Source organism: Burkholderia sp. Bp9140 (assembly GCF_003853425.1).
Classification (GTDB): domain Bacteria; phylum Pseudomonadota; class Gammaproteobacteria; order Burkholderiales; family Burkholderiaceae; genus Burkholderia.
This window is the reverse complement of record NZ_QTPQ01000005.1, coordinates 217,149-227,112: the sequence shown is the minus strand read 5'-3', so window position 1 is coordinate 227,112 and position 9,964 is coordinate 217,149. Positions and strand designations below refer to the sequence as shown.

Annotated in this window: 14 protein-coding genes and 1 pseudogene; 10 read left to right on the top strand and 5 right to left on the bottom strand. The window is 67.6% G+C overall.

The features are described 5' to 3' along the window. The 7 genes and pseudogenes from glyA to DIE21_RS06820 all read left to right on the top strand — a co-directional run. Window positions 1–237 (top strand): annotated as a pseudogene (gene glyA / locus DIE21_RS06850) (serine hydroxymethyltransferase); the annotation flags it as partial. A gap of 6 nt (window positions 238–243) precedes the next feature. Then, the gene (gene nrdR, locus DIE21_RS06845; protein ID WP_006760615.1) at window positions 244–723 is read left to right on the top strand and encodes a transcriptional regulator NrdR; all 480 of its coding nucleotides are present in this window, start codon (window positions 244–246) and stop codon (window positions 721–723) included. 153 nt (window positions 724–876) lie between these two features. Further along, complete coding sequence (locus DIE21_RS06840; RefSeq protein ID WP_124496972.1) at window positions 877–1,437, top strand: GspH/FimT family pseudopilin; 561 nt, start codon at window positions 877–879, stop codon at window positions 1,435–1,437. Further along, the gene (locus DIE21_RS06835; RefSeq protein WP_124496966.1) at window positions 1,434–1,856 is read left to right on the top strand and encodes a hypothetical protein; all 423 of its coding nucleotides are present in this window, start codon (window positions 1,434–1,436) and stop codon (window positions 1,854–1,856) included. The genes DIE21_RS06840 and DIE21_RS06835 overlap by 4 nt, the downstream gene beginning before the upstream one ends. Further along, window positions 1,840–2,679 carry a PilW family protein gene (locus DIE21_RS06830; RefSeq protein ID WP_124496965.1) on the top strand — a complete coding sequence of 280 codons (840 nt, stop codon included), beginning with the start codon at window positions 1,840–1,842 and terminating at the stop codon, window positions 2,677–2,679. Before DIE21_RS06835 ends, DIE21_RS06830 begins: the two co-directional genes overlap by 17 nt. Window positions 2,680–2,866: 187 nt before the next feature. Then, the gene (locus DIE21_RS06825) at window positions 2,867–3,328 is read left to right on the top strand and encodes a pilus assembly protein (protein WP_124496971.1); all 462 of its coding nucleotides are present in this window, start codon (window positions 2,867–2,869) and stop codon (window positions 3,326–3,328) included. Further along, window positions 3,325–3,777: a type IV pilin protein gene (locus DIE21_RS06820; RefSeq protein ID WP_124496964.1), complete on the top strand. Its 453-nt coding sequence runs from the start codon at window positions 3,325–3,327 to the stop codon at window positions 3,775–3,777. The genes DIE21_RS06825 and DIE21_RS06820 overlap by 4 nt, the downstream gene beginning before the upstream one ends. Before the next feature lie 74 nt (window positions 3,778–3,851). Here the strand turns inward: DIE21_RS06820 and DIE21_RS06815 are convergent, their stop codons facing one another. From DIE21_RS06815 to DIE21_RS06805, 3 genes are all read right to left on the bottom strand, one after another. Continuing rightward, a complete protein-coding gene (locus DIE21_RS06815; RefSeq protein ID WP_124496963.1) occupies window positions 3,852–4,295 on the bottom strand; it encodes a DUF3318 domain-containing protein in 444 nt (147 codons plus the stop codon). Between the two features lie 43 nt (window positions 4,296–4,338). Further along, window positions 4,339–4,728, bottom strand: a complete 390-nt coding sequence (locus DIE21_RS06810; RefSeq protein ID WP_124496962.1) for a phage holin family protein — start codon at window positions 4,726–4,728, stop codon at window positions 4,339–4,341. A gap of 124 nt (window positions 4,729–4,852) precedes the next feature. Then, window positions 4,853–5,155 carry a YqjD family protein gene (locus DIE21_RS06805; RefSeq protein WP_124496970.1) on the bottom strand — a complete coding sequence of 101 codons (303 nt, stop codon included), beginning with the start codon at window positions 5,153–5,155 and terminating at the stop codon, window positions 4,853–4,855. A gap of 329 nt (window positions 5,156–5,484) precedes the next feature. Here DIE21_RS06805 and DIE21_RS06800 point away from each other — a divergent pair, with 329 nt between their 5' ends. Beyond that, window positions 5,485–6,123 carry a peroxiredoxin gene (locus DIE21_RS06800; RefSeq protein WP_124496961.1) on the top strand — a complete coding sequence of 213 codons (639 nt, stop codon included), beginning with the start codon at window positions 5,485–5,487 and terminating at the stop codon, window positions 6,121–6,123. Between the two features lie 141 nt (window positions 6,124–6,264). Here DIE21_RS06800 and DIE21_RS06795 read toward each other — a convergent pair whose 3' ends face one another. Next, window positions 6,265–7,452, bottom strand: a complete 1,188-nt coding sequence (locus DIE21_RS06795) for an acyl-CoA dehydrogenase (protein WP_124496960.1) — start codon at window positions 7,450–7,452, stop codon at window positions 6,265–6,267. 129 nt (window positions 7,453–7,581) lie between these two features. On the opposite strand from DIE21_RS06795, the gene DIE21_RS06790 reads away from it, so the two are divergent. Continuing rightward, window positions 7,582–8,373: an IclR family transcriptional regulator gene (locus DIE21_RS06790; protein ID WP_124496959.1), complete on the top strand. Its 792-nt coding sequence runs from the start codon at window positions 7,582–7,584 to the stop codon at window positions 8,371–8,373. A gap of 126 nt (window positions 8,374–8,499) precedes the next feature. Then, on the top strand, window positions 8,500–8,910 hold the full coding sequence (locus tag DIE21_RS06785) for a GFA family protein (protein ID WP_124496958.1): 411 nt from the start codon (window positions 8,500–8,502) through the stop codon (window positions 8,908–8,910). Window positions 8,911–9,088: 178 nt separating this feature from the next. Here DIE21_RS06785 and DIE21_RS06780 read toward each other — a convergent pair whose 3' ends face one another. Then, entirely contained in the window at window positions 9,089–9,892 is an 804-nt protein-coding gene (locus DIE21_RS06780; RefSeq protein ID WP_124496957.1) for an EAL domain-containing protein, read from the bottom strand. Window positions 9,893–9,964 lie beyond the last annotated feature (72 nt).

Sequence of the window (9,964 nt, the reverse complement as noted above, 5' to 3'; positions counted from 1 at the left end):
GCGCACATCACGGTGAACAAGAACGCGATCCCGAACGATCCGGAAAAGCCGTTCGTGACGAGCGGCATCCGCCTGGGTTCGCCGGCGATGACGACGCGCGGTTTTGGCGCGGCGGAAGCCGAACAGGTCGGCAACCTGATTGCCGACGTGCTGGAAGCGCCGGAAGATGCGGCGACGATCGAGCGTGTGCGCGCGCAAGTGGCCGAGCTGACCAAGCGTTTCCCGGTCTATCGCTGATCCAGCATGCGCTGCCCGTTCTGCCGGCATGAAGACACGCAGGTCGTCGACTCGCGCGTGTCCGAAGATGGCGCCGCGATTCGTCGGCGCCGTCGCTGCTCGGCTTGCGACAAGCGCTTCACGACGTACGAGCGGGTCGAGCTGAATCTGCCGGCCGTCGTGAAGAAGGACGGCAGCCGCACGGAATTCGACCGCCGCAAGATCGTCGCCAGCATGCAACTCGCGCTGCGCAAGCGCCCGGTTGCGGCTGACGCGATCGACGCGGCGGTTGCCCGCATCGAATATCAACTGCTCGCGACCGGCGAGCGTGAAGTGCGTAGCGAGAAGCTCGGCGAACTCGTGATGAACGAGTTGCGCGGTCTCGATACGATTGCCTATGTCCGTTTCGCATCGGTTTACCGCCGGTTCGAGGACGTTTCCGAATTTGCCGACGTGATCGAAGAGTTCCGTCGCGCGTCCCCCTCCAAGCCTCCGCGTAAGCGCTGACGCGCTGCGTTCGTTCATCGTCTTCTCCGTGGGTTCGGTTCGTGCCGATTGTGTCGGCCGCGATCGCATGTCGCCAGTCGGCCGTTCGGCCAATGGCGCGTGTTCGCTCGCGTCGCTACAGTCGTCGCATCACGTTGACGGAGGGCGATGGCGATGGGACTGCACCGGCAGGCCGTTGAAAAAAGCATGCGATGCTGCGGCGGCTTCACGCTCGTCGAGTTGATGGTGGCGATCGCGCTGGCGGCCGCGATCGGACTTTACGCAGCCCCTGCATTCGATCAGTGGCGCATGCGCGAACGCGTGGATGCCCGCTCTCGCGCGCTGCTCGGTGCGCTGTCGTTCGCGCGCACCGAGGCGGCGCGTCTCGGCGTGCGCGTCACGCTGTGCAGGGCCGGGCGCGACGGCGACTGCGTGCGTTCCGGCGAGCGGTGCGACCCGGCGGAATGGTCGTGCGGCTGGATCGTCAGCGGGCAGTTCGACGGGCGGTCGCGCGTGCTGCGGCGCTATCCGAGCGATGTCGACATCGCTGTCGCGGGCGCCGCGCACGATCTGGCGTTCGCGCCGCCGGCGGGCCAGGTGATCGGCGGGATCAGGCGTTTCGAATTGCGTCCGCAGCGCGCGTTGTCCGGCGACGACGCACGCGTGTCGCGTTGCGTCCGGATCGCGGCGGGCGGCCGGGCGCGCGTCGTCGCCGGTCGTTGCGACGCGGCATGATGCGCGCGCGCAGGTTGATGCACGGCACGTCGCTGCTCGAAGCGGTGCTGGCCCTCGCGCTGCTCGCGGCCGTGATGCTGGCCGTGGCCGGCAGCCAACTCGCGATGACGCGCGCGCAGCGGGCGACGATCTGGCGTGAACGCGCGCTGTGGCTGGCCGACGCACGCATCGAGCGCCGGCACGCCGGCGCAGACGCTGGCGATGGCATCGCGGCGCTCGCGGCCGCGTCGTTGCCCGGCGGCACGATGACGCTCGACGGCGGGCCGGGCGGTATCCGCTACGTGATGGTCGGCTGGCGCGACGCCGACGCGGCGGCGTCGACGCGATGCGAAGGCGCCGCGGCAACGTTGAAGCCGCCGTCGTGCGTGCGGATTCCGTTTCAGGAGGCCGAGGCCAATGCCAATGCCGATGACCGCTGATCGCCGCATCCGCGCGCATACGCTGCTCGAAGTGCTGATCGCGATGACCGTCGGTCTGCTCGTGCTTGCCGCCGCCGGTGCGCTGTATCACGCCCAGCGCGTCGCGCAGCGGCGCGCGGAAGACGGGTTCCGGATGCGCGACGCGGCCGCGACCGCATTGATGCTGATCGGCCAGCAGATCCAGATGGCCGGGTTTCGCCCGCTCGATGTCGAAGGTGCGTCGTCGTTGCCGCCGGTGTTCGGCTGTTCCGCGGGGCGCGTGCGAGGCGATGGCACACAGGTGCGCTGCGAAGCCGTGCGCGCAGCATCGGATGCGGTGCTGGTCCGGTATGTCGGCGACGCCGTGTCGACGTGGCCGACGATCAGCGCCCAGGTGTCGGATTGTCTCGGGCAGGGTGTCGGCCCCCCCGGTGAGCGGCCGCTCGTGGAAAACCGGTTCGACGCGCATGTCAGTCCGTCGACGGGCGAGCCCGAGCTGTACTGCGAGGGAAGCGGGCGCCCCGGTACGCCGCAACCCGTCGTGTCCGGGATCGACCAGTTGCGCGTGCGTTATCTGCGTCGTGCAGGCACGCAGTTCGTCGACGCGCTCGCGATGGAGGCCGACGACTGGCGCGATGTCGTCGCCGTACATGTGTGCGTGCGAGCCCGCGGCGAACCGATGCATGAGCCAGCGCGTCATGTCGATTGTGATGGTCGCACCGCCGTTGCGCGGGACGGTCGCGCGCATCTGGTGCTGCATCGAATCGTCGCGTTGCGAAACGCCGAGCCTGCAACCGTCGATCCCGTTCGCGATGCGGCGAACGTCCGTGAGGCGTTCCGATGATCCACGCAAACCGGCGCTTCGTTGCGCCCACGATGCGAATCGCGGCAGGACGTGCGCGGCGGCGTGCCGTGGCGTCTCGCGGCACGCAGCGCTCGGCGGGGGCATCATGCCGAGCCGCGGAGTAACGTGTTTTCCATCGGCCAGCCGCGGCTGGCGTCGCGACGCCGGCCTTGCACTGCCTGCGGTGATCGCCGTCGGTGCGGCGGTCGCGGCGCTGACCGGCACATGGTTCGAATCCGCCCTGACGGAATCGCGCCGCACGCGTGCGTTGTCGGACCGGCTGATTGCATTCCACGCGGCCGATGCGGCACTGGCGGCCTGCACCGGACGACTGCTTCGCGGCGGGGCGCCGTACGTGGACGAATCCGCATCGCCCGCCGAACCGGATGCATGGCGACGTACGCCTGCGCTGGGCGCCGCCGAGGCATTCGCCCCGTTCGCCTCGTGGCCGATGGCGGCGCAGCCGCCCCGTTGCCTGATCGAGGCGTGGCGAGGCGTCGGTCCGCAAGGTAGTCGTGCTTACCTCGTCACCGCGCGTGGCGTCGGCGGCCATGCGTCGAGCGTGGTCTGGCTGCAGAGCCAGGTCGCGCTGCGCGACGGACGCATCGTTGCGCAGCGCTGGCGTCGCGTCGCGGCGGTGCATCGATGAACGGGCCTGTACTGATGCATCGATCGGCGGCGTTCACGTTGCTCGAGCTGATGATCGTACTCGCGATCGTCGCCGTACTGGCCGGGTGGGGCATCCCGTCGTATCGCGAGCATGTCGCCCGCATGCATCGCACGTCCGCGGTTGCCGCGCTGTATCGCGCGGCCCAGTATCTCGAAATGCTCGACGGCCCGCTGCCGCGGACGTTGCCGGACGCCTATGCGCGGGCGCCGCCGGACGGGCCGGCCGTCTATCGCGTGGCGCTGCAGCGATCGGTTGGCGACGATGCGCCAGTCGTCTATGAACTCGTTGCGAGCCCGCTCGATGCAGGGCCGATGCGCGACGACGCATGCGGCGCATTCACGCTGCGTTCGGACGGGACGAAGGGCAATGCGGGATCGCGTGACGGAGAGACCGATGCACGGCAGCGGACATGCTGGGCCGCGCGTTGATCACGCCGGCAACGCACGGAAAGCCCACGAAAAACGCGCAACGGCCCGGGGCCGTGCGCGTCTGTCATCACGTGTCAGTCGTCGTTCGCGGCAGTTTCGCGTTCGTCGCGCGACTGTTTCCAGATCCGGTAGACCTCCCATGCGGCGAAGCCGACGGTGCCCCACTTCAGCGCGGGGCCCGCGCTCGCGCGCAGCAGCGAGCGAACGGGTTTCGCCAGCACGAGCGACGCGAGCGAACTCAACATCGGATACTGGTTGACGAGTTGGCCGAGGCTCGCGTTCAGGTTCCTGGCGGACTGGCTGAACTTGCTGCCCGACAGCCCGGGGATGAACACCTTGAGCCAACTGAAGCGCGTGACCGCGTGGCGCATTTCGGCGGCGGCTTCGGCAAGCTCGAGCCGCTCGACCTCGGATCGCAGGATCAGCAATTCCTTGCGGAGCGCGCGATGCTGCGATGCGCTCCAGTTCGATCGCGACGGATGGGGGCGGGGTGAATTGCCCGTGACGTTCTGGCTCATGGCGCGTCGGCGAAGTAGGTGAGAGGGGCGAACGCGACTGCGTTCACGACTTGCCGCGGAAAATTTCGCGGTCTTTCTCGAGCTCGGCGAGCGTGGTCTCGAACACGGTCGGCGCTTCGCGCAGGCCCGAGCGCGCCTTCAGCGCGCATACGATGCCGGCGATCGCGTACAGCGCGGTGATGGCCGCGAGCGACTGCCAGCGATAGGTGTCCCAGAACGCGATCGCGACGAGCACGGTCAGGCTGATCAGCGCCATCGTCGCGAGCATCATGGCCGCGAGCCCGAGGAACAGCACGCCCATCAGGCGTTCCTTCTCCTCGGCGAGTTCGATGCCGACGAGTTCGAGGCGCGTCTGCAGGAGGCCGATCGCGGAGCCGACGAGGCGGCGCAGCGGTCCCTGGCCGGACGGCTGCGGGTGGGTGTCTGTCGTCATGGATGAGGCGCTTGCGCGCGCAGTGAGCGGCTAGGTCGAAGCCGGCCGGCGGCGAACCGCCGGCCGGCTTCGGCACCCATGCGCCGCACCGGGCGGCACATGGGGAGGAACGGCGCCGAGCGCGCTACTTGCGGTTGACCAGCAGGCCGATCAGCACGCCGACGCCGGCGGCGACGCCGATCGACGTCCACGGATGCTCGTGCACGTAGTCGTCGGTCGCGCGCGCGGCCTTCTTGCCTTTCTCGACCACCACGACCTGGACGTCGGTTGCCTTTTCCTTGGCCTGCTTCAGGCGCGACATGGCTTTCTCGCGCAACTCGGCCGCACGGTCGCCCGTGCTGCTCGCCGCTTGCTTGAGCAGATCCTCGGCGTCCGCGAGAACGGTTTTGATATCCGACATCAGTTTCTCCTTGTTGATTTCCGACATTGCAACTCCCTTCATGCTGTCATGCTGCAGGTTCACATCGTAGCGAAACCCCTGCCTGCTGGCGAGCCGGGACGACACACGGCGGCGGCGCAAGATCGCATGGTAAACGACTCGTAATCGACTCGTAATCATCAACAGAGCCGCAAACCGTGCGAAAAGTTTCCACCGTGGCCGTCCGTCCTGCCCCGACACCGGGTAAAAATGACAAAAAAGTATGAATATCAAACGGAATAATCGTTCGCACGGCCCATTGCTTCCCGTAAGCTGATGGACTTTCCCGCGCCACCCAGCGCGCGGTTTCAACCAGCATCGTTCGAGGAGGGAACATCATGAGTCTGCGTCTTGGCGACATCGCACCGGATTTCGAGCAGGAATCGAGCCTGGGCCCCATCAAGTTTCACGAGTGGCTGGGCGACAGCTGGGGTGTCCTGTTTTCGCACCCGGCCGACTACACGCCGGTGTGCACGACCGAGCTCGGGCTGACCTCGAAGCTGAAGGGCGAGTTCGAGAAACGCAACGTGAAGGTGATCGCGCTGTCGGTCGACGGCGTCGAATCGCACCAGGGCTGGATCAACGACATCAACGAAACGCAGTCGACGGTCGTCGGTTTCCCGATCATCGCCGACGCGGACCGCAAGGTTTCGCAACTGTATGACATGATCCACCCGAACGCGAACGAAACGCTGACGGTCCGCTCGCTGTTCGTGATCGACCCGAACAAGAAGGTGCGGCTCACCATCACCTATCCGGCCAGCACCGGGCGCAACTTCGACGAAGTGCTGCGCGTGATCGACTCGCTGCAACTGACCGACAACTACAAGGTCGCGACGCCCGGCAACTGGAAGGACGGCGACGACGTCGTGATCGTGCCGTCGCTGCAGGATCCGGAAGAACTGAAGAAGCGCTTCCCGAAGGGCTTCAACGCGGTGCGTCCGTACCTGCGCCTCACGCCGCAGCCGAACAAGTAAGCAGCGGCTGACGCATCGGCGGCGCGTGACGAACGCGCGCGCCGATGAAAAACGGCCCGCCCGGCAGCGATGCCGGGCGGGCCGTGTCGTTTCGGCGGCGACGATGCGACGCGAAGCGCGCCGCGTATCGCACGCGAATGATCAGAAGAATGCCTGGATGCCCGTCTGCGCGCGGCCGAGGATCAGCGCGTGGATGTCGTGCGTGCCTTCGTAGGTGTTGACCACTTCGAGGTTCACGAGGTGGCGCGCGACGCCGAATTCGTCCGAGATGCCGTTGCCGCCGAGCATGTCGCGCGCGAGCCGCGCGATATCGAGCGCCTTGCCGCACGAGTTGCGTTTCATGATCGACGTGATCTCGACGGCCGCCGTGCCTTCGTCCTTCATCCGGCCGAGACGCAGCACGCCCTGCAGGCCGAGCGTGATCTCGGTCTGCATGTCGGCGAGCTTCTTCTGGATCAGCTGGTTCGCGGCGAGCGGGCGGCCGAACTGCTTGCGATCGAGCACGTACTGGCGCGCGGTGTGCCAGCAGGACTCGGCCGCGCCCAGCGCGCCCCAGGCGATCCCGTAGCGCGCCGAGTTCAGGCACGTGAACGGGCCGCGCAGGCCGCTCACGTTCGGCATCAGGTTCTCTTCGGGCACGAACACCTCGTCGAGGACGATTTCGCCGGTGATCGACGCGCGCAGCCCGACCTTGCCGTGGATCGCGGGCGCCGACAGGCCCTTCCAGCCCTTCTCGAGAATGAAGCCGCGGATCGCGTCCTGGCCGTTTTCTTCCAGCTTCGCCCACACGACGAACACGTCGGCGATCGGCGAGTTCGTGATCCACATCTTCGCGCCGGACAGCGAATAGCCGCCGGGTACCTTCTTCGCGCGCGTGACCATGCTGCCCGGGTCGGAGCCGTGGTTCGGCTCGGTCAGCCCGAAGCAGCCGATCCATTCGCCGGTTGCGAGCTTCGGCAGGTATTTCTGCTTCTGCGCATCGGAGCCGAATTCGAAGATCGGCACCATCACGAGCGACGACTGCACGGACATCATCGAGCGGTAGCCGGAGTCGACGCGCTCGACCTCGCGCGCAATCAGGCCGTAGTTCACGTAACTGAGGCCGGGGCCGCCGTATTCTTCCGGAATCGTCGGGCCGAGCAGTCCGACTTCACCCATCTCGCGGAAGATCTCGGCGTCGGTGCGTTCATGGCGGAACGCCTCGGTGACGCGCGGCGCGAGCTTGTCCTGCGCGTATGCGTGCGCGGCATCGCGCACCATCCGCTCTTCTTCGGTCAGTTGCTGGTCGAGCAGCAGCGGATCGTCCCAATGAAAAGTTGCGGCGCCCATCGTGTCATCTCCTGTCTGTCGAGTCCCGTGCCGGCGGCTTCGTCGCCTGGGCCGATGTCTAAAGTTCGCTTGACTGAAGTTCCGCTGTGCGGAACAATGTTTTGCAAATCGAACCCAGTGTAGCATCAGATGACGCTTTCAACCATCGACGAAACCACGATCGACGAACGCAAGTTCGTCGTTGCGCTCGCGCGCGGGCTCGACCTGCTGCGCGCATTCCGGCCCGGCGAGACGATGCTCGGCAATCGCGACTTCGCGGAGCGCACCGGGCTGCCGAAGGCGACGGTGAACCGGCTCGCCTATACGCTGACCGTGCTCGGCTACCTGCGCTACGACGAGACGCTCGGAAAGTATGCGCTCGACGCCGGCGTGCTGTCGCTCGGCTACGCGCTGCTGTCCGGCTCGGGGACGCTCGACCTCGCGCGGCCGCACATGCAGGCGCTCGCGCGCGAGATCGGCGCGGCCGTGTCGCTCGGCTGCCGCGACGGGCTCGACATGATCTACCTGGAGACGATCCGCAGCGAAACCGCGCTGACGCTCGGGCTTGCGCCCGGCTCGCGGCTGTCGATGCTGACGAGCTCGATGGGGCGCGCGTACCTGGCCGTGCAGCCGGAGGACGTGCGCCGCGCGCTCTATGCGGATCTGCACCGGACGGCGGGCGGCGCGGCCGACGCGGATGCGCTCGTCGCGGCCGCGCAGGATGCGGTGGCCGAATTCTCCGCGGGCGGATGCTGCTATTCGTTCCGCGCATGGCACATGGACGTGAACGCGGCGGCCGTGCCGTTTCGCGAGCCGCGCGAGGGGCGCTGGCTGATCCTGAGCTGCAGCGGGCCTGCGTCGTCGATGGACGAGCAGGTGTTCCGCACGCAGGTCGGGCCGAAGCTGAAGGCGCTCGCGCAGCGGCTCGGGCAGACGGTCTGAGACGGACGCCGCGAGCACGCGCGTCGCCGGTTCTCCGGAACGGGGAAAGCGCGCGGCCGCCGGTTGCACCGCGCGCAAACCGCGCTCATCATCGTTGCCCGGCTTCCCGACATGACGAGGTTCGCGATGCCACACCCGGAAACGATGGAAGGCGGTTGCGCATGCGGTTCGATCCGCTACCGGATCGCCGGCATTCCGGCTGACGCAGGCTTTTGCCATTGCCGGCTCTGCCAGCGCACGACGGGCGCGGCGGTGGTCGCGTCGGCATCGGTGCCGATCGACGCATTCGAGTACCTGCAGGGCGAGCCGACGGTCTATGCGTCGAGCGCATGGGGCGAGCGGCGCTTCTGCGGCCGCTGCGGCGCGCAGCTCGAGTACCGGCTGGCCGATGCGCCGACGACCGTGGAAATCAACTATGCGACGCTTGACGAGCCGTCGCGGCTGCGTGCCGCGTGGCACGTCTGGTACGGGGCCCGTTTCCCGGGCATCGAGATCGACGACGATCTGCCGAAATACGACGACGGTGGACGAGCGTAGGCGGCCATCGGCGTCGATGCGCCGCCAGCGAATCCGCGAGCAGGCGCGTTCGATCTTGCCGCGCGAGCGGACCAGGAACCGGCCGGCATCGGGTGACGAGGCACGCTGACCCCCGATTCCTGCAGCAATACGACATCGCAATCCGCCGTCCGGCGCGCCTGTCAGTCACGCGCCCGGCTCAGGCCGTGACGACCTTCGCGAACACCGGCCCCTGCATGAACCGCACGTCGTGCTGGCGCAGCAGCTCGCACTGCGTCTCGTCGACGACGCCGTCGAAAATCAGCGGAATCCTCACGCGCTGCGCATACGCGACCAGCGCCTTCACCATCCCGTCGCGCAGCGCGATGCCCGCATCGATCTTGATGTAGTCGGGCCGCGCCATCTCCGATTCGACCGCGAGGATCCGGCCCGGGTCGGGCAGCTTGTCCGCGACCTTGAAGCCGTGATGCTGGTAGCTGCGCGTCAGGTAGCCGAGGAAGGTCTTGTGCGCGACCGCGACCGCCGGCAGCTCGATCACGATCCGCTCGGTCGGCAGCCCGAAACGCTGCAGCACCGACGAGAAATGCTTCCCGTGGTCGTACTTCACGCTCTTGAGCAGCCGCTCGTGCACGCGCAGGAACAGCAGCCCGTGGCGTTGCGCGCCGAAGAAGTTGATCGCGTGCAGCGCGCGCGACAGCCGGTCGATCGCGACGAGCGCCTGGTCGTCGACGGCCGAGTCGACCGGGTCGTGCGGGGCGCCCGTGACCAGCGTGACGGCCTGGAAGCCGAGCTCGTCGCCGTAGCGCTCGATCGCGTCCGCGAACGACGTCGACTGCGGTGCGCCGGGCATCGTCACGTCGTAGATGGGTTCGTAGGCGCTCGCGAGCGTGCGCTCCGGCAGATGTGCGCACGCGGTGCCGCCCTCGGCGAGCGCAAGGTGTTCCCGCAGATACGGCAGTTGCCCGGCACGGACGACCAGCTCGGGAATGTTGGGCGGAATCATCGGCGTGGGAAGGAAAAATGGCGGCCGAAAGGGCCGCCTCATGTCTCGATATTAGCAGCGCGCGCCCGGCTC

Coding starts and splice junctions, on each gene's coding strand:
- nrdR (WP_006760615.1), top strand. CDS start 244: ATGCGCTGCCCGTTCTGCCGGCATGAAGACACGCAGGTCGTCGACTCG.
- DIE21_RS06840 (WP_124496972.1), top strand. CDS start 877: ATGGGACTGCACCGGCAGGCCGTTGAAAAAAGCATGCGATGCTGCGGC.
- DIE21_RS06835 (WP_124496966.1), top strand. CDS start 1,434: ATGATGCGCGCGCGCAGGTTGATGCACGGCACGTCGCTGCTCGAAGCG.
- DIE21_RS06830 (WP_124496965.1), top strand. CDS start 1,840: ATGCCGATGACCGCTGATCGCCGCATCCGCGCGCATACGCTGCTCGAA.
- DIE21_RS06820 (WP_124496964.1), top strand. CDS start 3,325: ATGAACGGGCCTGTACTGATGCATCGATCGGCGGCGTTCACGTTGCTC.
- DIE21_RS06815 (WP_124496963.1), bottom strand. CDS start 4,295: ATGAGCCAGAACGTCACGGGCAATTCACCCCGCCCCCATCCGTCGCGA.
- DIE21_RS06810 (WP_124496962.1), bottom strand. CDS start 4,728: ATGACGACAGACACCCACCCGCAGCCGTCCGGCCAGGGACCGCTGCGC.
- DIE21_RS06805 (WP_124496970.1), bottom strand. CDS start 5,155: ATGTCGGAAATCAACAAGGAGAAACTGATGTCGGATATCAAAACCGTT.
- DIE21_RS06800 (WP_124496961.1), top strand. CDS start 5,485: ATGAGTCTGCGTCTTGGCGACATCGCACCGGATTTCGAGCAGGAATCG.
- DIE21_RS06795 (WP_124496960.1), bottom strand. CDS start 7,452: ATGGGCGCCGCAACTTTTCATTGGGACGATCCGCTGCTGCTCGACCAG.
- DIE21_RS06790 (WP_124496959.1), top strand. CDS start 7,582: ATGACGCTTTCAACCATCGACGAAACCACGATCGACGAACGCAAGTTC.
- DIE21_RS06785 (WP_124496958.1), top strand. CDS start 8,500: ATGCCACACCCGGAAACGATGGAAGGCGGTTGCGCATGCGGTTCGATC.
- DIE21_RS06780 (WP_124496957.1), bottom strand. CDS start 9,892: ATGATTCCGCCCAACATTCCCGAGCTGGTCGTCCGTGCCGGGCAACTG.